This is a genomic window from Engelhardtia mirabilis (assembly GCF_007748095.1).
Taxonomy (GTDB): domain Bacteria; phylum Planctomycetota; class UBA1135; order UBA1135.
The window spans coordinates 157,097-182,869 of the sequence record NZ_CP036287.1 but is presented as its reverse complement, the minus strand read 5'-3'; the positions used below and the strand labels follow the sequence as shown (position 1 = coordinate 182,869).

Here is a 25,773-nt window from a genome sequence, read left to right as displayed (position 1 = left end):
GGCTTCGATCAGGGACAGAAGGTCGTCGAGACCGCGTCGGACAGGGCCAGGAATCCGGGGACTCCCAGGTCGACCACATAGGCTTGTGCGACCACGAAGATGCCCGCGTAACTCGCCTGCACGGGAACGGGGAAGCTGGCCGCGCCGGCACCGGGGACACCGGGCGCGCCGCCGGCGAAGTAGGGCACGCTGACCAGCGGCCCGCCCGGGTTGACGTAGAGGGTGCCGCCGAAGAGAGGCAGGGCAACCTGCTGGAATCCGATCGCCAAGGCGCCCAGGGAGCCACCGGCGAGGTCGTTCAAGGCGAAACCGAAGTCGGAGTTGTCCGCGCGGGGAGCGCCGCCGAAGGCGACCAGGTCGGGAACCAGGCCACCGGAGCCGGGCGTGCCCGCGCCGAATTCCAGGGGGAAGGGACAGTCCGGCAGGACGCCGTTGACCACCTGGGCCCCGAACAGGCCGACGCCCGCGACCACGTCCGCGCCCAGGGGAACCTCGAAGTTCGAGGGCTCGAAGACCACGTCGTAGACCCCTTGGGGGGCCTTGAACGAGTAGCTGCCGTTGGCCTGGACCGAGTCGCCGCACAGGAAGATCGACAGGCCGGTGACCGTGTCGATCAGATCGACATCAGCCCCGGCGGCGGGGCTGCCGTCGAAGGTCGTCACGTTGCCGGAGAGGGTCACGCCGGCGGCCAGGGGCACCGTGCCGATCGCCGTGGGACCAACCACGCCGATCGCCGGGACCAGCTTGCCGGCCAGTGCCTGGCCGAGCGCGGGGCAGACGGTCAGGTCGACCACGTCGAAGGGCGCGGTGACGCTGAAGTTCCCCAGGCCGTTGGTGTTGTCCTTGGGGGTGACGACCTTGGTTCCGTCGGAGCGGAACAGGTCGATGTCGGCGCCCGACACGGCGGCGCCGCCGGGGCCGACGACCTTGCCCGTGATCAGGGCTCCGGGCTCGAGGGTGATGTCACCCAGGTTCGTGTTCACGCCCAGGTCGTACAGGGCGCCGTAGCTCACGAGCACCTGGCCGACCACGCCGGTGGCGTCGACCTCGAGCTCGAAGGGCCCCGCGGGCGCGGCCAGCACGAACTGGCCGAAGGCATCGGTGTTGTCGCCGATCAGGAGCAGGTCCTGGCCGGTGATGGCGTCCATGATGTCGAGGTCGAGGGCCGGCAGGGGCAGGCCCGCGGGGCTCAGCACGCGCCCCTGGATGCCGATGCCCTGGGTCAGCACCACGTCGCCCAGGTTCACGGTGCCGACCACCGGCACCGAGGGAACCGTGCCATTGAGGAAGGTCGTCACCGGCGGCTTGGGCGGGAAGAACAGCACGTCGTAGAGGCCCGGCGGCACCACGATCGCGAAGTTGCCGGCGGCGTCGGTGATGTCGTCCGTGATCGTCGGGTCGCCGCCGCTGCCGATGTTGTCGATGTCGATGTTGACGTCGGGGATCGGCACCCCGTTCTGGTCGACGACGCGTCCCGTGACGACGTCGGCGGAGGCGGCGGGAGTGGCGAGGCCGAAGGCCAGGGCCACCGCGGAGATGAGCTGGAGGGGTTTGTCGTTGGCAGTCACTGGAGGAGTCTCCGGGGTCTGTTGGGGTCCGGTCGGGGAGCGGGCCGGGGGACTCCACGACGCCGCGCGGAGGTCGAAGGGCAAAAGCGATGCCGACCTTCGGGGAGCGCTTCGAAGGCGCGCGAAGGCCCAGCGGGCCGGACCGCGCCGGACGGCGATCTACGGCCTGGACGTCGATCCAAGTTCTGTACTGCCACGCTCCTGGATACCGCCAAGGGGCCTTGACGAGCCCCTGTTGCCCCTCGGCACGGCTGTTGCTCACCGCCGGCCGTGAAGCTCGCCGACCATCCCCCCCACGCCCTGCGCTTCCTGCTCTACAGCCACGATTCCTTCGGGCTCGGGCACCTGCGCCGCAGCCTGAACCTCGCCCGCCGCCTGACGGCCTCCTTCCCCGGCGCCAGCGCCGTGGTGGCCACGGGCTCGCCCTGCGCGACCCACTTCGTGCTCCCGCCGCGAGTCGAGGTGGTCAAGCTCCCGTCGGTCGGCAAGGCCGAGGGCGGCGCCTACGCGCCGCGCTTCCTGCCGGGCAGCATGGAGCGGGTGTCGAGCGTGCGGCGCGCGCTGTTGACCTCCCTCTGGGAGAGCTGGCAGCCCCACTGCCTGATCGTCGACCACCAGGTCACCGGCCTGTGCGACGAGATCCTGGGCCTGCTCCAGCGCGCCGCGGCCGACGGGGTGCGGACGATCCTCGGCGTGCGCGATGTGATCGACGCCCCCGACCGGGTGGCGCAGGAGTGGGGTCGCGAGTCGATCCGCTGGGCCCTCTCGGAGGCCTACGACCGCGTCTGCGTCTACGGTTCGCCGGAGGTCTTCGACGTGCGCGAGGCCTACCCCTTCCCGCCGGAGCTCGGCCGCCGCCTGGAGTACGTCGGCTACGTGGTGCGCCAGGAGGCGCGCCCCTGCCCCGAGCCGATCCCCGACCTCGAGCCCGAGGTGCTGCTCACCACCGGCGGCGGCGAGGACGGCGAGTGCCGCATCCTGGCCTACCTCGAGGCCCTGCGCCTGTCCCCCGCCGATTGGCGCAGCACCATCGTGCTGGGGCCGATGCTGGCGCCGGAGGCCGAACGTCGCGTGCGCATCGCCGCCCACGGCCTGCGCGGGATCGAGGTCCACCGCTTCTGCGAGGACCTGCCGCGGCGCATGTCCCGGGCCGACGCCGTGGTCGCCATGGCCGGCTACAACACCGTCGCCGAGCTGCTCTCCAGCGGGCGGCCGACGGTCCTCATGCCGCGTCGCCAACCGCGGTTGGAGCAACAGGTGCGCGCCGACGCCCTCGAGCGCCTGGGCCTGGTGACCCAGGCCGACGAGCGCCGGCCCGCCGAGGTGCGCGCGGCCATCGAGCGCGCCCTCTCGCGCGGGGTCCGGCCGGATCCGATCAGCCGCCCGCGTCTCGACGGCCTCGACGGCATGGTCGAGGTCGCCTCCGAACTCCTCGAGCGCGAGCCCCAGCTCGCGGGAGCGATCCGATGAACGATCTGCGTGTGGGCTACCTGCTGAAGAAATTCCCGCGGCTGTCCGAGACCTTCGTCCTGGGCGAGATCCTCGCCCAGGAAGCACTCGGCACCGACATCGTCGTGTTCTCCCGCCGGGCGCCCGACGACGAGCCGCGGCACCCCGAGCTCGACCAACTGCGCGCGGAGGTGGTGGTCCTGCCCCACCCGCGCGAAGCCGACCCCTTCGCGATCCTGATCGCCGACGGCGCCTCCGGGGAACTGCTGGCCCGTCTGGGCGAGGCGCTCGAGGAGCTGCGGCCCCTCGATCATCCTCGGCTGGGATCCATCGTGACCGAGGCCCTGGTGCTGCTGTCCGAGTGCCGCGAGCGCGGCATCGGCCACCTGCACGCCCACTTCGCCACGGACTCGGCTCTGCTCGCGCACCTGGTGCAGCGGCTCGGTGGTCCCAGCTACTCGATCACCGCACACGCCAAGGACATCTATCGCGAAGGCACCGATCCCGCCTTCCTGAACCAGCTGTTCGCGCACTCGGCCTTCACCATCACCGTCTGCGACGCCAACGTCGCGCACCTCGAGTCGATCCTGTCGTCGACGGCCCTGGAACGGGTTCGGCGGCACTACAACGGCATCGAGCGCGCGGCCTTCGAGTCCGTGGTTCGCCGACCGGCTGGTGCACGCCTGCTCTCGATCGGCCGATTGGTCGAGAAGAAGGGCTTCGACGTGCTGATCGACGCCCTCCATCTGCTGGCCGCGCGCGGCCTCGAGTTCGATGCCCGGCTGGTCGGAGAGGGCGAAGAGCGGGCGGTGCTCGAGGCACGCGCCGCCAGCGGTCCGGCGGCCGAGCGGATCCGATTCCTGGGTCCGCTGCCCGCCGACGCCGTGCGCCTCGAGCTAGAGCAGGCACGAGTGTTCGCGCTGGCCTGCAAGACCGGGAACGACGGGAACAAGGACGCACTGCCCACGGTGCTGCTCGAGGCCCAGGCCGCGGGCGTGCCGATGATCTCGACCCCGGTCGCTGGGGTCACAGAGATCCTCGACCAAGGCCGCTGCGGAGTGCTCGTGCCCGAGGGCGATGCCGCGGCCCTGGCTGACGCCTTGACCGAGCTGCTGGAGAACCCCGACCGCGGGGAGCTCCTGGCCAGCCGCGGGCGTGAGCTCGGAGCGAGGCTCTTCGACCGAGAGGTCCAGGGAAGGATCCTCCGGGACTGGTTCCGTGCGGCGCTGGCCGCCTCCGCGCTCGCATCGACCGACGCTCGGGAGGTCTCGTGCGCGTCGCCTACGTGAACCAGGACCCGGGCGTGCGGCCCGGCAAGCCCAAGGGAGCCGCGGTCCATGTGCTGGCGATGCGAAGCGCCTTGGCCCGCGCCGGCGCGGAGGTGCTGGCCATCGACGAGGCCGATCCCGATCGACTCGAGTCGCAGCTGGCCCCTGAGCTCGCGCGCGGAGCGATCGACCTGATCTACGAGCGTTACGCGCTCGGCGCCGACCGCTCCGTGCGGCTGGCCCGGACCTATGGCGTGCCCCACCTGCTGGAGGTCAATGCGCCCCTGATCCTCGAGGCAGCCCGCTACCGCGGTCGCACCGCCGAGCGCAGCGACGAGCTGCTCGAAGCCGAGATCTTCCTCGCCAGCGACCGTGTCCTGTGCGTCTCGAGCGCCCTGGCCGAGTACGTGCGGCAGCGCTCCGGTGGGGACGCCACGGTCGTGGTCGAGGCCAACGCCGTCGACCCCGCCTTCCTGGCGAACCCCACGCCCGAGCCGGGCTTCGGAACGCCGGGCCGCTTGGTGCTGGGCTTCCACGGGCGCCTGCGACCCTGGCACGGATTCGACCGCCAGGTCGAGCTGGCCTCGCGACTGATCGAGGCGGGTATCGACCTCGAGCTCGCGATCGTCGGCGAGGGCGACTTCGACGCCGCACGGACGCTGCCCGCAGACCGCGTCGTTCGTGCGCCCTGGTGTGCTCCGCACGAGGTGCCCGCCTACGTGGCCCGATTCGACCTGGTCGCCCTCACCTACGGCCCCGACGCCCCCGAGTGGTTCTCGCCCCTCAAGCTCGCCGAGGCCATGGCCGTGGGAGCAGTGCCGCTGGTGGCCGATCGCGGCGACCTTCCGCAGGTCGTGAAGGACGGTGAGTCGGGTCGCGTGCTCCCGGCCGGCGACGCGGATGCCTGGTTCGCCGCGGCCCTCGAGTTGTGCTGCGACGCCCGCGAGCGCGCGCGACTCGCTGCGGGATGCCGTCACGCGGTGGCTGGCCTGACCTGGGACGCCCAGGCAGAGCGCGCGCTCGACGTCGCCCGGGATCGGAGTCGAACCCGATGAAGCGCCTGGAACGCCTCTCGCGAGCCCTCCGACTCGCGCGCCGCTTCGGTCCCGAGGTCACTCACCACCGACGGGGACTATTCGTCGTAGCGGGCGCGTCGTTGCTGGCCACGGGGCTGGCACTGGCCCGACCGTGGCCGATCGCCTGGATCTTCGACCTGGCGCTGGTTCCCGTGGCCGCCGGCGAGGCGGACTCACCCCTGCGCACGGTGGTTCTCGGGACCCTCGCTGCCCTCGGAATCGCCGGGGGCCTGGCGCTGGTGGAGTACTGGCGCTCGGTGCGGATGGCCGAGATCGGCCACGACTTCACCCGTCAGTTGCGCACGCGCATCTTCGGTCACCTGGCCCAGTTGCCACCGTCGTTCCACTCGAGTCACAAGACCGGCGACCTCCTCGTGCGCCTGATGGGCGACGTTCCGCTGGTCCGCACGATGGTGATCGACTCGACGATCGAGTTGAGCACGCGACTCCTTCTGGCGTTGGGGGTGATGGCGATGCTGTTCGTCCTCGACCCCCTGCTGGCCGCCGCGGTGCTGCTGGCCGGCCCGCTGCTGCTCTACTCGACGCGCTTGATGACCAAGCGCCTGACGGTCGCCATTCGCAAGCAACGCAGCAAGGAAGGGCAACTGGCCGATTTCCTGCACGAGGCCATCTCCGGCAGCGAAGTGGTCCAGAGCTTGGGGGGAGCGTCCCATGTGGTACGACGCTTCAAGCGCAACAACCGCACGAGCGTCCGCGCGGGCCTCAAGGCGGCCCGACTGGCATCGGCCCTGTCGGCGATCGTCGAGGGCCAGCTCGGCCTGGCCCTCGCCATTGCGGTGGGGCTGGGTAGCTGGCGGGTGCTCGAGGGCGCACTCTCGCCAGGCGAGTTGCTGGCGTTCCTCTCGTACACCCGCGGGCTGTTGAAGCCTGTCCGCGGTGCTGCCCGCCACGCCGAGCGCATCGCTCGCGGCACGGCTGGTGCGGAGCGAGTGCTGCACGTGCTCGACCAGCGCTCAGGCCTGCGCGAAGCCCGCGACGCCGCGCTTCCCCCGGCCCGGCCCGAGCGCATCGTGATCAGCGACCTGCACTATCGCTACGCCACCGGGTACGAGGCCCTCGCGGGCGTCAACCTGAGCCTCCAGCGCGGAGAGCTCGTGGCTCTGGTGGGTCGCAACGGCGCAGGCAAGTCGACCTTGGCCATGCTGATGGCTCGGCTGGAGGACCCCAGCAGCGGCAAGATCACGATCGACGGCCTGAATCTCGATCGTTATCAGCTGGAACCCCTGCGCCGACGAGTGGGTCTGGTCCTGCAACAGTCCGTGCTGTTCGGTGAGAGCCTGCGCGAGAACCTGCTGCTGGCAGCACCCGAGGCGACGGACGAGCAGCTGCTCGAAGCGCTGGCCACCGCCGACGGCTTGGAGCTGGTCCAAGACCTGCCCGAGGGTCTCGATACGGTCCTTGGCTCGTCTGGCAAGGGTCTCTCCGGCGGGCAGATGCGGAGGTTGTGTCTCGCGCGAACGCTGCTGGGTGACCCCGGAGTGATCATCGTCGACGAGCCCTTCGCTGGGCTGGACCGACCGGGGGTCGAACGCGTCCTCGAGTGCCTGCGGAACCTCGCCAACGATCGCATCGTGGTGGTCATCGCCCACGACCTCGCGGACCTCTCCAGCTTCGACCGGATCATCTGGCTCGAGAATGGGCGGGTCGAAGACCAGGGCAGACACCAAGAACTCGTGTCGCGAGCTCCTCGCTACCGCGAAGTGCTGCGAGCCGCGGCCGGAGGTGAGCTGTGACAGGCCTGCGCACCTACACCCGCGACCTGTCGCTCCCGGCCAGCCTCGGCGAGCCCGAGCTGACGCCGCCCTCGCCCGAAGAGGTGGCGGAGAAGCTGGTCCCCCAGCTGGCCCCGGAACTGGGTTCGTCCGCGCCGGTCGAGCTGACCTACGCCCGGTGGAAGCCGGGTGTCGCTACCACCGCCTGCTACAGCGTGGGCGGGGCCGAACAGCAGCGACTGCTGGTGGTCAAGCTGCACCTCGACGGCAAGGCCGGGGCCTTGGATCAAGGTGAGCTCGACAAGCGGCGCTTCGGTCACCAGCACGAGGTCGAGCTGCGGATCGTCGTCGAGCGGGGTCGCCTGGCTTGGAGCTTCCCCGCCGATCGTGAGTTGCCGGGCGCGGCACGGGTCCTCGACATCGGTCGCTTCGCGCGCTTCTTCGAGCGCGAGGGCTCCATGCCCGGCTGGCGCGTGCGCCGCAAACACGTCTCCACCGAGCTCGTGCGCTACCGGCCGGAGTCCCGAGCGGTCTTCCACATGGACGTCAGGCTCGAGGGTCCTCGAGGGGAGAAGCGCCGTATCGGGATCGGCGCTCGCTGCCTGCGCCGCGCGGTAGCGCTGCGCACGATCGATCAACGTCGTCGCTTCGAGCAATCGGCGCAAGCCCGAGCACTGGCGCCGGCCCTGCTGGCCACCGAGGCCCGCTCGGGCCTGCTCTTCGAAGAGTGGTTGCCCGTCGACGTGGCGCGGCCCGGCGACTTCGTCGGCGCACCGCGGGCGGGCGAGGCTCTGGCCCGGCTCCATCGTCTGCCCAACTGGGAGGCCGCCGCGACGACGACGCCTCACAGCGCCTCCGACGCCTTGCCCTTGCTCCGCCGCTTCCCGGCGCTGGAGCGGTTGCTGCCGGAGTTGCCACGCATCCAGAGCAGTCCGCGCGCCTGGGTCCACGGGGACTTCCACCCCGATCAGATCGGCGTGGAGCGGGGGAACAACAGCACACGCCTGTTGGACCTCGACCGGCTGGGCGCCGGCGAACCGCTCGACGACCTGGCCGAGTGGATCGCCGACGCCGTGGCCGAGGACGAGAGCGTGGAGCCTGACCTCAATCAGTGCGCTGGTCCGCTGCTCGATGCCTACGTCCTGGCCGGTGGCGAAGCGCCCGCCGCAGACGGTTTGCGCGAGCGCGTTGGCGTAGCGCTGGTCCGACGGGCGGCGGCCGCCGTGCGACGACTCGAGGTCGATGCGCAGGAGCGCGCGCGGTTGCTGGTCGATCGCGCCAAGACCCTCTTGGATCGGAAAGCGCCCCGGTGACCTCGCAACTCACGACCGCCCTCGACTGGATCGGCAGGTATCTCAGCATCTCCGACGTGTCCCAGCGCGTGCGGCGAGCCGACCTCGATCGCAAGGATCGATTGATGATCGAGCTCGACGGACCCGAGGGCGGCGCCTGGTTCAGGGTCACGGCGGCGGTCCTGCGCGAGCTGGCGCCGGCCGACGAGAGAGAGCTGCCGCTGGCGGCTTGGTACACGTCCGCCACCGAGGACACTCGCCTGGTCTCCTGGCGGCCGGGCCGGCGAATGGTCGTCGAGCTGCCCCGCGAAGGTGGGAGCGAGTTCTGGAAGGGCCTGCGGCCGAAGCGCCTGGCCGAGGCGGCTCGGCGCCATGACCTCGCCCAGGCCCTGTGCGACGGTGCCGAGGGAGGCTTCGCCATCCCTGCCCTGCTGGGCGTCGACTGCGACCGCTCAGCTCTGAAGCTGACGGGGGTCGTCGGCTTCGAGCCGCGTGTTCGCGTTTCAGACGAATCCGACTTCGAACAGATCGGCCGCGCTCTGCGGCGACTGCAGGATGGACAGGAGCGCCTGTCGAAGCCGCTGGCCGACCTGCTCCCGACACACACGGCCGAGGACGAACTGGCAGTTCTGGCCGAGCGCGGTCGACGCTGTGTGATCGCCCTCGGTCAGCAGCCCCAGGGCTACTCCAAGACCCTCGAACGCCTGCGCAACGTCGCGCCTCGGCCAACAGTGCCCGTTCCCTGTCACCGCGACCTCCACGATGGGCAAGTGCTGCTGGGGACCGGCGCGCCGACCCTGATGGACCTCGATCTGCTGTGCCTCGCGGATCCGCTGCTCGACGTCGCGAACCTCTTGGCTCACCTGGCCCTGCGCCGCCTGCAAGGCCTGGCCGAGGCAACACCCGACGGAGTTCGCGCCTGCGGCGATGCACTGCTGACCGGCCTCGATCGCGACGTCCTGCCCGACTACCTGCCGCGACTGCGGTTCTATCAGGCCACCGCCCTCCTGCGGCTGTCCGCACTCTACGCGCTACGGCCCCGCTGGCAGGCGCTCACGGCTGACCTCATTCGCCTCGCGGAGCGTTGCACCGACGAGGTCGTTCCCGCTAGTGCCTGATGCAATCGCTGCTACTCATCCTGGCCGCCCTGCTCCCCTCCGCGACGCCACGGCAGGACGCTGCGTCGCTCGACGACCTGCGCGCCGGACAGTGGATCACGGTCAAGGGCGAGGTCGTCACGGCGACTGGGCCCGACGAGCGCACGCGCTTCCTGGCCGAAGATCTCGAGCTGACCGCGCCCGAGGAGTTCGAATCGCTGCTCGGGACGGTGAGCGCCGCCCCTGACCGCTCCGGGAGCTGGCTGCTGCTCGGACAACCGATCAACCTCTCGGAACGAACCGAGTGGACGCGGGTCGAGCCGGGTACCCCACTGGTCGGCCGCCGTGTTCGTATCGATGGCCGCTACCGGGGTCCCGGCAAGTTCTCGGCCCGCGATATCCGCCCCTGGGGCGAGGGCCGCGACCGTCTGGCTGGACGCATCGACGAGATCAACGCCGTCGCCGGCGGCTTCGAGCTCGAGGTCATGCGCTTCACCGTGTTCGTTCCGAAGACCGTGGTGGTCGAGCTGGAACGGCCTCTGGATGAGATCCAGTTGATCCCGCGCCGCTGGAAGCCGGCCCAGCTGGTCGGCCTGGTCGACGAGGACGACCTGCTTCGTGAGCGCATCGAACTAGCACCCGGGCTGCGCATCGGCGGACAACTCGGCATCGAGGGGTCGGACGAGGATGAGTACGACCTGGATGATCAGGTCGACCAGGGCCGCTCGACGCTCGAGGCCGTGGCGCGCCTGCGCCTAGCCTGGCGAGTTGCCGACGACCTCTTCGCCCGCGCAGAAGGCCGCTTCACCAGGCGCTGGCTGGAGGACGAGAAGGACGGCCCCTCGAACGTCTCGCAGACGCGGCTAGGCGAGACCTGGCTGTACTGGCGCAACGCCCTCGGGGGCGGTTGGGACGCCCAGGCGGGTCGCCAGGACTTCGACGATCCTCGCGAGTGGATCTACGACCAGAACTTGGACGGTCTGCGCCTGATCCACACCGGTGCGTCGACACGGCTAGAGCTGGCAGCGGCCACCAGCTGGGGCGGCGAGGCCAGCCCTCGCAACCGCGATGCCCTGAACCTGTTCACCTACTTCTCGAACCTGGACCGCGATCAACACCTCGCGGGGTGGGTCACCCACCGCTCGTTCCAGGACGGCAGTGGCGACCAGTTGACCCACTTCGGCTTCCGCGCGCTGGGCGAGTGGCTACCGGACTCCGAGTCCTGGCTCGAGCTGAGCGGGGTCGCCGGCGAAGAGGCGGGTCACGACGTGCTCGGCTACGCCTTCGACGTGGGCACCACCTTCGAGTTCGACGAGCTGCCGTTCAGTCTCTCCCTCGGCTACGCCCTGGGCAGCGGGGACAACGACAGTGGCTACCGTCAGACAGGCCTGGAGGACAACAACGCGAGGCTCGGGACCGTGACGTCGATTCGCTACTACGGCGAAGTCCTCGAGCCGGAGCTGTCGAACATCGCCATTGGTACGGTCGGTTCATCCTGGTGGCCAGAGGAGCGCACCAGCGTCTCACTCATCGCCCACTCGTTTCACCAACTCGATCCGGCGACGGTCCTGCGGGGCACGAACCTGGACGCGAAGCCCGACGGGTACCACAACGAGCTGGGCTACGAGTTCGACTTCGTCGTCGGCTCTCGCCGCTGGCGCGATCTCGACATCGAGCTCGTAGCCGGGATCTTCTTTCCCGGCGTGGCGTTTCCAAACGGCTCCGAAGCAGCGCGCTTCGCGCGCTTCCAACTCCGCTATCGATTCTGACCCCGAGGCTCTGCGGTGAAGTTCACAACCCCTGTCGCGCTGCTCTTACTCGCTGCCTGCGGCTCCAATCCACAGGCGTTGGGCCCGGAGGGCACATCGCAACCCAACGTGATCCTGATCTGCTGGGACACGGTTCGAGCCGATCGGCTCACACCCTACGGCTACGAGAAGCACCCCACGACTCCGTTCCTGTCCGAGCTCGCGCAGAAGGGGCTGATCTTCGACGACGCCTGGAGCACCGCTGGCTGGACCAAGCCTTCGGTGTCGTCGTTCATGACGGGAACCCTGCCGGCACACCACGGGGTCTACGACGGCTCCAGCAAGGAGGCAGCCGGAGTGGTCTCCGACCTGCTCCCGGACGATTCGACGACCCTGGCTGAGGTGTTCGAGGGTGCCGGCTACCGGACGGCAGGCTTCGTCAAGAACGGGCACCTGCGGCCCGGTCTGGGACTGGAGCAAGGGTTCGATTCCTACCGCGACCGAGTCGGCGACAGCCGTGCGATTCGCTGGGAGGCACTGGACTGGCTCGACAGTCTCGACGGGAACGAGCCCTTCTACCTCTACCTGCACACGATCGACGCCCACTGGCCCTGGGAGATCCCCGACGAGTACGCCGGTCGATTCACGGCGCTCGCGGATGTGCGCCGCTTCCAGGCGCGCTCCTCGGCCGACCTGTTCGATGCCGTCGAGGACGGCGAGCTGGCCTGGACGACGACCGATCAAGACCAGCTCGACTCGCTCTACGACGGAGCCCTGCGCTACCAGGACGATCAGCTGCGCCTGTTGTTCGAGGGACTCGAGCAGCGTGGACTGACGGACAACCTGGTCTTCGCCTTCGTCTCCGACCACGGTGAGGCCTTGGGTGAGAACGGGCGCTTCGGCCACGGCTACGGCCTCGGTCAGGAGCTGCTGCACGTGCCCTTCATCATCAGCGGCCCGGGGATCGAGGCGCGCCGCAGCTCGGCACCGGTGTCGCTGCTGGACCTGTTCCCCACGCTGATCGCGGCCGCGGGCATCGACGCGCCCGCAACGCACGACGGGATCGATCGGCTCGCCGACCCCGACTCGGATCGCGAGCGCGTTGCGGAGCACAAGGCGCCCGATCGCTATTTGGCGACTCTTCGTCGCGGAGACCTGGCCGTGGAGTTGGATTGGCTCGCTCCGGCGCCCGACCCCGGACGGATCCCGTTCGGACCCGGCGATCGCGTCGAGGCCAAGTTCGAACCGGGGCCGGGGACCTGGATCGCCAGTGAGGTCGATGAGGGCGACGACGACGTGGACGATCCCGCGGAGCTGAAGGGCCCGCTGGACGGGATCGACGACAGTTGGATCGGTCTGGGAGGGCGGCACTACGAGCGCGCGGCCGAGGCGCGGTTGGTCTTCGCCGACGGGGCCGAGGGCCTCGAGCCCGCGGTCGGCTCGATGGTGAAGCTGCGAATGGAGGGCACCCCTCCGGTCGTGACGCGAATCAAGCTCTACCCGGAGGGCACCGAGGTCGAGTTCGAGCTGCGCGGGGCGGTCGATGAGGTCGAGGGCGGCGCCAGCACGGGGCGCATCCGGATCGCCGGGGAGTGGATCGACCTCGGTCCCGACTCCGACGTGGGCGGGCCCGCGCCGCGCAAGCTCGAGCGCGCAGCGTTCGCGCAGCTTCTGGCGAGCGGGGGCGAGGCAGCGGCGACCCAGGGGTTCGAGCTCGAGCGCCGCGGGTTCCGGATCGAGGGGTCCCGCCGAGTCGGAATCGCCGAGATTCCTCTGGGTCTCGAGCAGCGGCTCGTCGGACGTCTGGTCGACGCCTCCGCCGGGAGGCTGTGGAGCGCCGACGGTGCCCAGGCCGTACTGGGCAGCGACGACCTCGACGCCCTGCGGCGACTGGGCTACCTGCGCTGATCGCGCCCGGCGGGGGTGCGCCCACCGTCGCGGGACGCCGCTCGCGGGCGGAGGCCGGATCACCGGGAGTCACGATTCGGTCTGCGGACAACTTCTCCGTCACCTGCGCGGGGACCGATCGTCCTACCTTGGTCGTCCCCGGCGCGTGCCGGGCCCTGACCCGAAACCCCTACCCAGATCGAGCCATGCAGCTCTCGCGAGCCCTCCTGGGCGGCGTCGGTGCAGCCTCGGTGGCGGTGAGTCTGTCCCTGGCCGGCCCCGCGCCGGTCATCGACGAGGCGACTCCCCTGCCCCCGGCGCACCTCGTCGACTTCGCCCAGTCGAAAGCATCCAGCCTCGAGGAGTACTTCGGCCAAGCCGTGCTCCTCGAGTTCTTCGCCTACTGGTGAGGCCCCTGCGGCAGTGCCGTCCCGCACACCAATGAACTCCACGAGGAGTTCGCCGGGCGGGGCCTGCACATCGTTGGCGTGACCAGCGAGTCGAAGGAAGACACCGAACCTTGGATCGAGGACAAGGGCGTCGAATACGCCTACGCCTACGATCCCGACGGAGTCCTGATGAAGTCCCTCGGGATCCGTGGCATTCCCCACGCGGTCCTGGTGGACCCCTACGGCCAGATCGTCTGGCGCGGGCACCCCATGACCCTCGACGCCGACGCGGTGGCACCGTTGCTCGCCGACGCGCTCGAGACGCCCATGTGGGAGTGGCCCGCCGAGGCTTCGCGCCTGCGTGAGACCATCGTCGCGGGCAAGTTCGGGATGGCCATCAAGATGGCCGGCGAGCAGCAGTCCGAAGAGCTGCGCACCAAGGCCCCGTCGATGCTCCGCAAGCTTGTCGACGGCAAGGTCGCGGGCTTCACGGCCATGATCGAGGACCTGGACGTCAATGTCGCCGAGGCCTCGGCCGGCAGCGTCGCCCTCGCCGTCGAAGGTCTTCCGGAGGCCGACAAGGTCGCCAGTTTGAGGGCGCGCCTCGGGAACGACGAGAAGCTCGCGGCCGCCAAGAAGGTCTTCGCGCGTATCGACGAGATCCGCGCGGGGATGCCCGACACCCGCGAGAAGGCCCTGGCCCTCGACCTCGAGAAGCTGAACGGCTGGATCGACGAGTTGGAGGCGACGGCCGAGGACTTCGCCGAGAAGGCGCCGGGTCGCGCGGCAACCTCGACCGTCGAGGACCTCGACCGCCTGCGGAACTTCATCGAGAAGGAACGCGCGGCGCAGGCTCGGGACCAGGGCGGCTCCGAGTAGCCAGCTGGCACGATTCGATTCCTGACGCAGTGAGCAGGGCCCGTCGCGAGCGATCGCGGCGGGCCCTGTTGCGTCGGCTGTGGGACGTACGGTGGCGGGATCATCCGTCCCAACGGGTCTCGGTCAGCGGCAGCTTCGCTGCCGCTGACCGAGACCCGTTGGGACGGATGATCCCGCCACCGTACGTCCCACAGCCGCACGTCCCGCGCCACCGCCGCGACCTACAGGTAGGCGTACAGCGAGCGCCCGTCGAGCGTGAAGCCCGCCGCGCGCAGGGCCTCCAACTGCGCGAATACGCGCGCCTCGTCGCCGTCGATGCGGTCGATGCGGAAGCGCCGGCCGCGGCCCGTCGAGGCGCGGTAGAGGGCAGCGAAGGCGAGGTCGCCGCGTCCCTTGCGGTCGGGCTCTACCTCCTCGACCAAGATCGAGGTCGCCAGCTGGCGCCCGCCCTTGCCGACGAACAGGGCCAGCTCCCCGTCGACCAAGACCACCAGGGTCCCGGCCGCGCGTCGCACCAGTCCGCGTTCGGGGCCGCGCAACTCGGGCCAGGGCAGGCTGGCGCCAAAGGGCTGGGCCGGGTCGCAGGCGGCGAGCACACGCACGTTGGGCTCGGCCGCCGGTCGGCGCGCGGCGCGCAATCGGTCCACCGCGCCCGGGAAGGCGAACTGCGCGCCGCCGAGGCCGTCGACGAAGTAGCCGCGGCGCACCTTGCCCGCGTCCTCCATCTCGCGCAGCACGGGATAGGCGGCGGCGAATCCGCCGGGCGTTGCTTCGGCCATGACGCCCTCGCGGGTCACGACGCCCTGGCGCTCGAGCAGGGTCAGGGCGCGGGCGTGGGCCCGCTCCGTCGCGCCGGGGGCCTCGAAGAAGAAGCCGCGCACCAGGGACCAGCGACCCCCGACGGTGGACCGCGCGCAGCGGCGGGACGCGCTCGCGCCGGCGCGGCCCCGCCGGCGCACGGGCTCGAGGGTGTCGTTGGTGGCCAGGCCGCGCCAGACCAGCTCCCACAGGGCCTCGTCCAACTCGGCCGGTGCCAGATCGCGGTTGGCGTTCACGAGCTCGGTGTAGAAGCAGGCGCCGCGCCTTGTGAGGGTGTCGTGGACCCCTTGGGCGGCGCTCGAGAGGTCGGCAGGCTCGGCCGGCGGTGGATCGAGCAACAACTCGACCCGTTCGCGGCGATGGAGCGTGATCTGGCCATCCTTCGCGCCCAGGGCGCCGTGACCGATCCAGACGAACTCGCCGCGGCCGAGCAGGTCGTCGACGTCGCGCAGGGAGAAGCCCGCCATGCGTGCGGGAAGAATGCGGCCCTCGAGGTCGGCCAGGGACAGGGGCAGGCCCTCGAGTTGATCGAGGCACTGGGCCAGTCCGGCGCTGGCGCGGCGCGCGCCGCCGAGGCCGTGCCAGGCGTCGAGGAAGCGCGCGAAGGTGGAGCGCTCGACCGGCGCGACCTCGCGCCGCAGCCGCGCCAGGCTGCGCTGCTTGATGCGGCGCAGGACCTCGGCGTCGATCCACTCGGGCCCCTCGCCGCCGGGACGGAAGCCGCCGCTGGCCAAGCGCTCCGCGTTCTCGAGATCGGTCAGGGCCGCGCCGGCTCGCGACGGCGAGAGGCCCCAGTGCTCGCACAGGTCGCGGGTGCGGAAGGGGCCGCGCGAGCGGGCAAAGCGGGCGACCAGCGCGCCGAGGGGCGCCGCGACGGGCTCGAGCCACGCCGTCGGCAAGCCAACCGGCAGGACGACTCCGAGCCCGTCGCGCAGGGCGGCGGCGTCCTCCGCGGCGATCCAGCGGGCCGAGCCGGCGATGGTGACTTCGATCGCGCGCCAGGCGGCGCGCAGCTCCTCGAGCCACGGCCGCGGGTCCGCTTCGCAGCGCGCGGCGACCTCATCCGCCGTCAAGTCGCCCACGCGCCGCAATAGATCGTGCAGGTCGTCGGCCGAGCGCGCGCGCCAGCCATCCGCGAGCCCTTGCAGCTCGCTCTCGAGCCCGTCGATCGCCTCCGCGTCGAGCAGCTCGCGCAGATCGTCGGCGCCGAGCAGCTGGCGCAATAGCTCGCGATCCAAGGTCAGCGCCTGGGCCCGGCGCTCGGCCAACGGCGCGTCGCTCTGGTACAGGAAGGCCTCGGTGAAGGCGAACACCAGGCTGCGCGCGAAGGGCGAGGCGCTCTGCGTCTCGACTTCGTGCACCGCCACCTCGCGCGCGCGGATGCGGCGCAGCAGGGACTCGGTCGCGCCCAGGTCGAAGACGTCCTGCAGGCAGGTGCGGTAGGTCTCGAGCACGATCGGGAAGGCCGGGTACTCGCGCGCCACCTCGAGCAGGTTCTGGGCCTTGAGCCGCTGCAGCCACAGGGGTGCGCGCTCGCCCGGCCGCCGCCGCGGCAGCAGCAGCGCGCGCGCCGCGTTCTCGCGGAAGGCCCCCGCGAACAGCGCCGAGGCGCCCAGGGCTTCGATCACCACCTGTTCGAGGGTGTCGGGGTCGGGCAGGAGCAGGTCGACGTCGGGCAGCTCGTCGGCATCGCCCAGGCGCAGCACGATGCCGTCGTCACTCCAAACCGCCTGGGCCTCCGCGGCGCCGGCGCTGCGCAGGGCGTGCTCGATCGCCAGGCCCCAGGGCGCGTGGACGCGCTTACCGAAGGGCGAGAGAACGCACAGGCGCCAGTCCCCGACCTCGTCGCGGAAGCGCTCGACGACGATGCGCCGGTCGGTGGGCAGGGCGCCGGTGGCCTCGGACTGTTCGGCCAGGTAGCGCGCTAGGTTCGCGGCGGCGAAGGCGTCCAAGCTGTGGTCGCGCTCGAGCTCGGCGCACAGGTCGGACTCCGCGCGGCGCTCCATGCGGCGCAGGAAGGCGCCGAGCTCGATCCCGAGCTCGATCGGACGACCGGGCCCGTCGCCGCGCCAGAAGGGCAGCCGGCCGACCTCGCCCGGCGCCGGCTCGACCACCACGCGGTCGCGCGAGATCTCCGACACGCGCCAGGACGAGGCGCCCAGGGCGATCACGTGCCCGGGCCGCGTCTCGTGGACCATCTCCTCGTCGAGCTCGCCCACGCGCGGGCCGTCCGGGCCCAGGCGCACCGGGTACAGGCCGCGGTCGGGGATCGTGCCGCCGCTGGTGAGCGCGATGGCCTTGGCGCCGCCGCGCGGGGTCAGCTCGCCCGTGTCGCGGTTCCAGTTGAGGCGCGGCCGCAGCTCGGCGAAGTCCTGGGACGGGTAGCGGCCCGAGAGCATGTCGAGCACGCCGGCCAGGAGCTCGCGCCCAAGCTCGCGGTAGGGCGCCGCGCGACGCACCACGGCTTCGAGCTCGTCGACCGTGAGCGGCTCGGTGGCGACCGTGGCCACGATCTGTTGGGCCAGGACGTCGAGCGGGTTGCGCGGCAGGTCCAGGGGCTCGACCGCCCCGGCGACCATGCGGCCGCGCAGGAGCGCGCACTGCAACAGGTCGCCGCGGTGCTTCGGCAAGAGGGTGCCGACGCTGACCTCGCCGACCCCGTGGCCAGCGCGACCGATGCGCTGCAGGGCGCTGGTGACCGAAGCCGGCGCCTCGACCATGGTCACGTGGTCCACCGCGGCCATGTCGATGCCGAGCTCCAGGGAGCTGGTCGCGACGATGCCGCGGATCGCGCCGGTCTTGAGCAGCTCCTCGGTCTGGCTGCGGCGCTCGCGGCTGAGCGATCCGTGGTGCGGCAGGACCAGGTCCTCCACCGCCGAGCGGCGCTCCTCGTCGAAGGGGTCCTCGCCGCGCTCGGTGCGCACGCGCTCCGCGTGCAGGTCGTTGAGGCTGTTGGCCAGGCGCTCGCACAGACCGCGGCTGTTGACGAACACGATCGTCGTGCGGTGGGCGTCGATTGTGGTGAGGATGCGCGCGTGCAGGGCCGGCCAGAGGCCCTCGATGCGCTGGCCGGAGCGGCGCCGCGCGAGGGCGACGAGCACCGAACCGCCCGGCTCGTCGAAGGGCGCCGAGCCGGAGGCTTCGTCCACCGGCTCCGCACTCGCCGGCGCTGCGGGCCGCTCCATGTCGGCGACGGGCACGACGACCCTGACGTCGATGGCCGGCGCCTGGCTCGTGTCGATCACGGTCACCGGTCGGTCGCCGCCGAGGAACGCGGCCACGAGAGTCGTCGGCCGCGCGGTGGCAGACAGGCCGATGCGTTGGGGGTCCGCGTGGGTGATGGCCACCAGGCGCTCGAGGCTCAGGGCCAGGTGGGTCCCGCGCTTGGAGGGCACCAGGGCGTGGACCTCGTCGACGATCACCGTCTCGACCGTGCGCAGGACCTCGCGCATGCGCGAGCCGAGCATCAGGTAGAGGGACTCCGGCGTGGTCACCAGGATCTGCGGCGGATCGCGGCGCAGGCGCTCGCGCTCCTTGGGCGGCGTGTCGCCCGTCCGCAGGCCCACCGTCGGCGTCTGCAGCGCGGCTCCGACTTCGCCCGCCGACCGCGCGAGCCCGGCCAGGGGCGCGCGCAGGTTGCGCTCCACGTCGTGGGCGAGGGCCTTGAGCGGCGAGACGTAGAGCACGCGCACCCCGGCGTCCTTCGGCCGCGGATCGTGGGCCAGGCGATCCAGGGCCCAGAGGAAGGCCGCCAGGGTCTTACCGCTGCCGGTCGGCGCCAGGAGCAGGGCGTGCTCGCCACGACCGATGGCCGCCCAGCCCTCGGACTGGACCGGGGTCGGTCCAGCGAAGTTGGCTCTGAACCACGCGCGCGTTGCCGGTCCGAAGGCGTCCATGGGCGAGGGTCGAGTGTATCGACGGCCGGCGCCCGCCCCGGGTCCGGATGAGCCCTCGGAAGCCGACAGGTCTGGGAACTACTGCCAAGGGCGCGGCGTATCCTCGCCGGACCACTCCTCGCACCCCTCGCCCCGCCCGTGGGCACCCCGCCATGCGCTTCCTGTTCACCGTCCTGTTCCCCGCCGTCGCCAGCGTCGCCCTCGCCTCCGACCTCCACTTCGCACCGGCCGAGGGTCTGGAGTTGGTCAAGACGTTCAACGAGGCCACCACGTGGACCCTGGACGAAGTGACCCAGTTCGTGGGCGGGGAGGAGACACCGGTCCAAGGACTCGACGGCTTCGACTGCGACTTCGAGCGCAACTTCGAGTTCGTCGACAGCTTCGGCGCGATGGTCGACGGGGAGCTGCGCGGTCTGCGGCGCGAGGTGCGCGCGGCCTTCGTCTCCGCGGATATGGAGATGGTCTCCCCGCTCGGCACCCTGCCGCTCGAGTTCGCGGCCACGAGTGACCTGGTGGGCGAGACGATCGTCTTCCGCAACGACGATGAGGCGGACGAGATGGTGGTCGAGTTGGCGAGCGGCGAAGTACCGAGCTCGCTCGAAGGGGTCGACATCGACGCGGACCTGCGCGCCCTGCTGCCCGACGCGGGGGCCGAGCTGGGCGATTCCTGGGTGGTCGACAACGATCGACTGGGCTCGCTGTTCATGCCCGGCGGGGACTTGGCCCTGCTTCCCGACTCGATCCCCGAGCTCCCGGGCGGTGGCGGCATGGAGTCCACCGACCTGGTCGCCTCGGCCCAGCTGGCCCTGGCCTTCCCCTGGAGGGTCACCGAGGGCACGGCCGAGGCCGAGTGGACCGGGACGACCGAGGAAGACGGCCACGAGCTGATCACTATCAAGCTCGAGTTCGACCTCGAACTGGCCGCCGACCGCACGGAGCTGGTCCGGGCCATGTGCGAGTCGAATGGCCTCGAGACCGACCGTGAGGACCTGCTGATCGAGATGGCCTGGACCCTCGAGGGTCAGGGCGAGCTCGTCTGGGACGCCACGGCTGGTCACTTCGCCAGCCTGCAAGTCGACCTCGATGGCAAGGGCCAGGTCAACCTCACCTGGGGCGAGCCCATCGGCGGAGGTCAGACCATCGAAGTCCGCGTGCGGGCCGACGTCACGACCGAGACCGAACTGACCGCCACGGCCCAGACTCGCGGCTGATCCGGCAGGTTCTTCCCGGTTCCCCTGCAACCTCGGCCGGGCCCATCCGTCTCCCCAGGTAGGGCGGGCGGGGGCCCGCGGTGGTTCAAGCAGCCGCTAGTGTCCTGGATCAGAAATTCGGCGTCACTTCCCGGGCTCCGATCGCCGCTGGCGTCGCCAGCGCCTCCTCCGAGTATCGCAGCGGATACGCGTCGTCGGCGCGCCTAGCCAGCATCGATCGGACCTCCGGGCAGTGACGCCGAATCTCCGATCCAGGACACTAGCGCGCCGAATCGGCGATCTCGAGCGCACGACCAGCCCAGGACGACCGCTACCCCTCGACTACGCCGCTCCAGACCGCGACGGCGCCGATCCGGCCCCGTTCCGACGATCCGGCCCGGAACCCGCCGATCCAGGTCCATTCCGCCGATCGAGGTCAACCTCCGCCCCATCGCGGGCCGACATCGATCGAGGTGGCCCGGCCACCGCCGCGCTGGGGCCCGTGGGGCCGCCAACCTCGACGACGACGCCCCGATCGGATCCGAGACATGTCCAACCGCCATGGCTTCACGCTCCTGGAGCTGATCCTCGCCCTGGCCGTCGTGGCGATCGTGGCGACCATCGCGATCCCGGCCTGGTTCGAGCGCGGCGAGGTGACCCTCAACAACGCCGCGTCACTCCTCTCGGAGGACCTGGAGTTGGCCCAGGGCCTGGCCCTTGGCGCCGCCGGTCCGGTCGACTTCTACTTCGAAGCCAACGGCTATCGCGTGGTGGGCCCCGATGGCCAACCCTGCATCCACCCTCGCACCGGGCGTGAGTTCGTCCGCGACTACGATCGCGATGCGGTCTTCCAGGGGGTCAAGCTGGTCGAGACCAACGTCGGCGGCGGCATGCCCCTACGGTTCGACGAGCGCGGGTTCGTGTCCGGCGGCGCGCTGATCCGGGTCGCCTTCGAGGGCGAGATGCGGACGGTGCGGGTCGAAGCCCCCCAGGGCACCATCCGACTGGTGGGAGCCGGGGGCTGAGCCAAGACCAGCGCCAACGGGGGCGGCATTAGGGCCGTAGTACTCCCCAGCCGGGTCACGATTGGGGCGCGCAGCCGTTCGCCAGGTGGACCGCCCACGTTCCGAAGTGCGAGGGACCTCGATGCGAAGTGAAAGAGCCCGGGTCGCCTCCGCACCGCGTGGCCCGAGCAGCTCTGGCCCGATACCGCGTGGCCCGATACCGCGTGGCCCGATACCGCGTGGCCCGATCGGTCGTGAGCGAGACGAGAGCTGACGGGGCAAGCCCGACCAGACGAAGAACATCCAGACGAAGAACATCCAGACGAAGAACATCCAGACGAAGAAACCGTCCAGACAAGAAAAAGGAGTCGCTCCCAGGGGCGTGGGAACGACTCCGCGCGGGTCTGTCGCCGGTTGAGTCTGGTCCGGGGTGGGACCAGGGCCGACGGGCCGGTCACGAACCGTGGGGGTGGTCAGTGACGGCGGCCCGGCGGGCAGGGGTTGCCTACCGGGCGCCAACGCTCGTGAGAGCGAGGGCGAAGCTCATGCTCCGACGGGGTTGGTTCCTTGCGGAACCGTGACTCCTGGGGAGCGGCACTCCTTGCGGAGCAGAGAGCATGGCTCCTGGGGGAGAGCCAGCGAGAGCCGCCATGGGGGTGGCGACTCGTGCAACGAGAGAGTAACTCGCTCCCCCGTCGGCGCAACACGCTAGAGGGCGTAATCGGGGATCGATGAGTCGATCTGGGAACGCCAGGCATCGAGCCCACCCTTCAACGAGTGAACGGCCGTGAAGCCGTGTCCCGCGAAGTAGGCGGCCACGTCCAGCGAGCGGGCACCGGACTTGCACGCAAAGACGATTCGGCTGTCCTTTGGCAGGTCCATGTACTGCTGGGAGTTGCTGTAGTCGAGCGGCTCGGCGCCGGGCAGGGCTGCCTTGGCGATCTCCTCAGCGGGTCGCACGTCGATCAGACGCAGGGTGTCTCCCGCGTCCATCCAGGCCTTAACTTCCGTCGGGTCGACGGTCATCTTGGAGTCGATCTCCCCTGCTCGGTTGAGGTAGGCGAGGACCTCGGGGACGTCCAGGATGTTGTGGTCGGCGCAGACCTTGGCGAGGGTGTCCGTGGGCTGGAACCCGCAGGAGGAGCAGCCCCCCACGTGGTAGCGCTGGAACAGGGCTCGCTGGGCGGACGGGATCCTCTCGAGGATCTCGGCCATGGTCATCTCGGGGCTGATGGTGGTCTCGGTCACGGCTGCGGCTCGGATCGGGTCGGAGGTGGTGGTCGCGGAGCGCCCTCGGGCGGGCCGCTAATCCTATCGTCCACGTGAGCTTTTGGCCCCAGGGGCCACCCGGGGCCCGGGGCCGCGTCGGTGGTCCGCCGGGGCCCGCCGCCCTACTCTGTGCGGCTGCGCGCCGGCCTCCAGGGTCGCGCGAACCACCTCATCACGACCCTGCACCCCCACGGGTGCCCACCAGCCGCCTCCAAGCCGACCATGGCAGAGAATCGCATCACTCCTCGCGCAGAGGACTACGCCCAGTGGTACCAGGACGTCATCGCCCAGGCCCAACTCGCCGAGGCGGCGGGGGTGGTCAAGGGCTGCATGGTGATCCGGCCCCACGGCTACGCGATCTGGGAGGCGATGCAGGCCGACCTGGACAGGCGCTTCAAGGCCACCGGCCACCAGAACGCGAGCTTCCCGCTGCTCATCCCGATGAGCTTCATGACCAAGGAGGCGGAACACGTGGAGGGCTTCGCGCCCGAGCTCGCGGTCGTGACCCAAGCGGGTGGCAAGGAGCTCGAGGAGCCCTACGCCATCCGGCCGACGTCGGAGACGATCATCGGACACTTCTTCTCGAAGTGGATCGACAGCCACCGCGACCTGCCGCTGCTCATCAACCAGTGGGCCAACGTGATGCGTTGGGAGCTGCGCACGCGGCTCTTCCTGCGTACCAGCGAGTTCCTCTGGCAGGAGGGCCACACGGCCCACGCCACCCACGCCGAGGCGCGCGAGGAGGCGGTGCGGATGCACCACGTCTACCGCGACTTCTGCCACGAGATCATGGCCATGCCGGTCATTCGCGGCATCAAGACGGCCAACGAACGCTTCGCCGGCGCGCTCGAGACGCTGACCATCGAAGCGCTGATGCAGGACGGCAAGGCGCTGCAAGCCGGCACCAGCCACGACCTGGGCCAGAACTTCGGTCGCGCCTTCGACGTGCAGTTCCAGAACGACGCGGGCGAGCGAGAGTACGTCTGGCAGACGTCCTGGGGCGTTTCGACGCGCCTGGTGGGCGCGCTGATCATGACCCACTCCGACGACGACGGGCTGGTGTTGCCGCCCAAACTCGCGCCGATCCACGTGGTGATCGTGCCGATCTTCCGCAAGGACGATGAGAAGGTGCGCGTGCTCGAGGCCGCGAACCGCATCGCCGCGGAACTGCGCGACGACGGTTTGAACGTCAAGGTCGACGACCGCGTGAGCCTCAAGCCCGGCGCGAAGTACTACGAGTGGGAGCGCAAGGGCGTGCCGCTGCGGATCGAGATCGGCCCGCGCGACCTCGACTCGGAGTCGGTCATGACCAAGCTGCGCGTGGCTGCGGTTGACGAGTCCGGTCGCGCCGTGAAGGAAGTGCGCCCGATGGCCGACCTCGGCGTCTCGATCGGCAAGACCCTCGACGAGTTCCAGACGCAACTGTTCGACACGGCCCAGGCGCGCTTGACCGCTGGCACGGTGCACGTGGACACCTGGGACGACTTCGTCGACGTGTTCAAGGACGGCGGCAGCCGCTTCGTCTACGCCCATTGGGACGGGACGACCGAGACGGAACTCGCGATCAAGAACGAGACCAAGGCCACCATTCGCTGCCTGCCCACCGACGGCGACGGCCCCGAAGCCGAGCCCGGCAAGTGCATCAAGACCGGCGCGGACTCGGCCCAGCGCGTGCTGTTCGCGAAGAACTACTAGGGCCGAGCTGAGCAGCCACGGAGACCGGCCCGCAGCTTTTCAACGAAGGAGCGGCTCGATCAGGTCCTGCAGGTCCTGAGCGAGGAATCCCCGACGCTCTAGCACTGACCGTTGCTCAGGCGAGAGGCGAGGGGCGATCGCTACTCGCTCGACGCGGTAGAGACCGAATCTTGGTGCATGCCTCAAGAAGCGGTCGACGTGTTCGTCGAATCGGCCGGTATCAGTGAGGAGCTTTGCCCCAGACCTCTTGCAGGTCCCGAGCCTCAAGATCTCGTCTTCGTCGTCGACTGCGACCATGTCGATCTCGGTGTCACCGCGGTCCCACCATCCCCTCACCGCTTGCGTCAGACGGAAGTCCCCGAGCCCTTTCCTGGATCGCTCTTCGTACAGCGTCGACGCGAGTCTCTCGAGGCCATGTCCCTCCGCGACTTCGAGCTTCGCGATCGCATCCTCGACCAGATCCCTCGTCGGGCGAAAGTTGATGGACGCGACCGGGACCTTGAGCGCGGCAAGCCATGAGCGCAGGAAATTGTCCCGGATGTAGAAGCGCCCGCTTCGCGTGGTCGCCTTCGCAAAGACCGGCTGGAGCCGCTCGATCATCCGGTAGCGCTCGTCGAGGATCTTCAGATAGCCACCAACCTGCTTGGCGCTGTCAGGCTCGACAGACTTCACGTGGTCGAGAATGTCCGCGTTCGAGCACCCCGGATGGGATGCGATGAACTTGAGGAGCAGGTCGTATCGGCCGCGTAGCTCCCGAAGGAACCAGTTGTCTGCTTCGCTCCTGAGCGGCGAGCTACTGTTGAAGAACATCGTCTCGAGCAACTCGCGACGATCAGACGCCAGCACGCCCTGTTCGAAGCAATCTCGGTAGAACTTCGGGACTCCCTCGAACAGGTTCCAGAGGAAGAGGAGTCGCCCAACCTCAGCGTCGGCGTGGGTCGAGATGAGTTCAAGTAGCGACTCGACGTCGAGGTGCCCCAAGTCGAGCACGTCAGTTACGCGGTTGAAAAGTGGAGCCTCGCGGTCCTCGAGCAGAGCGGCCATCTCTGTGTGGATCGAGCCGAGCACGATCAACCCGCCCCGAACTTCAGACGCACGCGCCGACAACCGGTCGACTTCCGCCCGCAGCTGCGACGTGAATGAGAACAGTGCCTTCCGGTGGAAGTACTGAAACTCGTCGAGCGCCACCACCCAGCCGTCCGCGCAGAGCGAACCGATGCCCGAAGCCAAGCCCCTTAGGTCTGACGGCAGGTCGATCGGCACCCGGAAGGACTCCATGAAGTCTCGCGCGGCACTGACCACGCCTGCCGGATCGGAGTCGGGGATCTGGATGTAGAGGACCTTTCGGCGCTGTTCCAAGCGCAGGACCTCATTGACGAGACTCGTCTTGCCGATTCGTCGACGGCCGGTGACTTGAACGAAGAACCATCGGTCTCGAGCGAGCGACTCACGAAGTCGCTCGAGTTCCTGCTTGCGCCCGTAGAAGCCCCAGCTTTCAGCCGCCATGACCGGCA

16 protein-coding genes and 1 pseudogene are annotated in these 25,773 nt (G+C 70.1%); 13 read left to right on the top strand and 4 right to left on the bottom strand.

All coding sequences use genetic code 11. The features are described from left to right. Positions 1 to 8: 8 nt before the first annotated feature. The gene (locus Pla133_RS00720) at positions 9 to 1,568 is read right to left on the bottom strand and encodes a carboxypeptidase regulatory-like domain-containing protein (protein WP_145061369.1); all 1,560 of its coding nucleotides are present in this window, start codon (positions 1,566 to 1,568) and stop codon (positions 9 to 11) included. A 270-nt stretch (positions 1,569 to 1,838) separates the two neighbouring features. On the opposite strand from Pla133_RS00720, the gene Pla133_RS00715 reads away from it, so the two are divergent. The 10 genes and pseudogenes from Pla133_RS00715 to Pla133_RS00670 form a co-directional block, all read left to right on the top strand. Further along, positions 1,839 to 3,038 carry a glycosyltransferase family protein gene (locus Pla133_RS00715; RefSeq protein WP_145061367.1) on the top strand — a complete coding sequence of 400 codons (1,200 nt, stop codon included), beginning with the start codon at positions 1,839 to 1,841 and terminating at the stop codon, positions 3,036 to 3,038. Further along, positions 3,035 to 4,306: a glycosyltransferase gene (locus Pla133_RS00710; RefSeq protein WP_145061365.1), complete on the top strand. Its 1,272-nt coding sequence runs from the start codon at positions 3,035 to 3,037 to the stop codon at positions 4,304 to 4,306. The genes Pla133_RS00715 and Pla133_RS00710 overlap by 4 nt, the downstream gene beginning before the upstream one ends. After that, positions 4,288 to 5,340 carry a glycosyltransferase family 4 protein gene (locus tag Pla133_RS00705; RefSeq protein WP_145061363.1) on the top strand — a complete coding sequence of 351 codons (1,053 nt, stop codon included), beginning with the start codon at positions 4,288 to 4,290 and terminating at the stop codon, positions 5,338 to 5,340. Before Pla133_RS00710 ends, Pla133_RS00705 begins: the two co-directional genes overlap by 19 nt. Further along, on the top strand, positions 5,337 to 7,115 hold the full coding sequence (locus tag Pla133_RS00700; RefSeq protein WP_419191997.1) for an ABC transporter ATP-binding protein: 1,779 nt from the start codon (positions 5,337 to 5,339) through the stop codon (positions 7,113 to 7,115). Before Pla133_RS00705 ends, Pla133_RS00700 begins: the two co-directional genes overlap by 4 nt. Next, positions 7,112 to 8,407 carry a phosphotransferase gene (locus Pla133_RS00695; RefSeq protein WP_145061359.1) on the top strand — a complete coding sequence of 432 codons (1,296 nt, stop codon included), beginning with the start codon at positions 7,112 to 7,114 and terminating at the stop codon, positions 8,405 to 8,407. The genes Pla133_RS00700 and Pla133_RS00695 overlap by 4 nt, the downstream gene beginning before the upstream one ends. Further along, on the top strand, positions 8,404 to 9,504 hold the full coding sequence (locus Pla133_RS00690; protein WP_145061357.1) for a phosphotransferase: 1,101 nt from the start codon (positions 8,404 to 8,406) through the stop codon (positions 9,502 to 9,504). The genes Pla133_RS00695 and Pla133_RS00690 overlap by 4 nt, the downstream gene beginning before the upstream one ends. Beyond that, positions 9,504 to 11,252, top strand: a complete 1,749-nt coding sequence (locus tag Pla133_RS00685; protein ID WP_145061355.1) for an alginate export family protein — start codon at positions 9,504 to 9,506, stop codon at positions 11,250 to 11,252. The genes Pla133_RS00690 and Pla133_RS00685 overlap by 1 nt, the downstream gene beginning before the upstream one ends. A gap of 15 nt (positions 11,253 to 11,267) precedes the next feature. After that, the gene (locus Pla133_RS00680) at positions 11,268 to 13,139 is read left to right on the top strand and encodes a sulfatase (protein WP_145061353.1); all 1,872 of its coding nucleotides are present in this window, start codon (positions 11,268 to 11,270) and stop codon (positions 13,137 to 13,139) included. Between the two features lie 185 nt (positions 13,140 to 13,324). Next, on the top strand, positions 13,325 to 13,528 hold the full coding sequence (locus Pla133_RS00675) for a hypothetical protein (protein WP_145061351.1): 204 nt from the start codon (positions 13,325 to 13,327) through the stop codon (positions 13,526 to 13,528). 12 nt (positions 13,529 to 13,540) lie between these two features. Further along, positions 13,541 to 14,386, top strand: a pseudogene (locus Pla133_RS00670) (peroxiredoxin family protein); the annotation flags it as partial. A gap of 221 nt (positions 14,387 to 14,607) precedes the next feature. Here the strand turns inward: Pla133_RS00670 and Pla133_RS00665 are convergent. Then, complete coding sequence (locus tag Pla133_RS00665; protein ID WP_145061347.1) at positions 14,608 to 19,101, bottom strand: Lhr family helicase; 4,494 nt, start codon at positions 19,099 to 19,101, stop codon at positions 14,608 to 14,610. A 152-nt stretch (positions 19,102 to 19,253) separates the two neighbouring features. Between Pla133_RS00665 and Pla133_RS00660 the strand changes: the two genes are divergently transcribed. Then, positions 19,254 to 20,312: a hypothetical protein gene (locus Pla133_RS00660; RefSeq protein ID WP_145061344.1), complete on the top strand. Its 1,059-nt coding sequence runs from the start codon at positions 19,254 to 19,256 to the stop codon at positions 20,310 to 20,312. Between the two features lie 527 nt (positions 20,313 to 20,839). After that, complete coding sequence (locus Pla133_RS00655; protein ID WP_145061342.1) at positions 20,840 to 21,316, top strand: prepilin-type N-terminal cleavage/methylation domain-containing protein; 477 nt, start codon at positions 20,840 to 20,842, stop codon at positions 21,314 to 21,316. A 687-nt stretch (positions 21,317 to 22,003) separates the two neighbouring features. Here the strand turns inward: Pla133_RS00655 and Pla133_RS00650 are convergent. Continuing rightward, entirely contained in the window at positions 22,004 to 22,543 is a 540-nt protein-coding gene (locus Pla133_RS00650) for a rhodanese-like domain-containing protein (RefSeq protein WP_145061340.1), read from the bottom strand. A 243-nt stretch (positions 22,544 to 22,786) separates the two neighbouring features. On the opposite strand from Pla133_RS00650, the gene proS reads away from it, so the two are divergent. Beyond that, the gene (proS, locus tag Pla133_RS00645) at positions 22,787 to 24,259 is read left to right on the top strand and encodes a proline--tRNA ligase (protein WP_145061338.1); all 1,473 of its coding nucleotides are present in this window, start codon (positions 22,787 to 22,789) and stop codon (positions 24,257 to 24,259) included. Positions 24,260 to 24,298: 39 nt separating this feature from the next. On the opposite strand, the gene Pla133_RS00640 is transcribed toward proS, so the two are convergent. Continuing rightward, positions 24,299 to 25,765 carry an ATP-binding protein gene (locus Pla133_RS00640; RefSeq protein ID WP_145061336.1) on the bottom strand — a complete coding sequence of 489 codons (1,467 nt, stop codon included), beginning with the start codon at positions 25,763 to 25,765 and terminating at the stop codon, positions 24,299 to 24,301. Between the last annotated feature and the right edge of the window lie 8 nt (positions 25,766 to 25,773).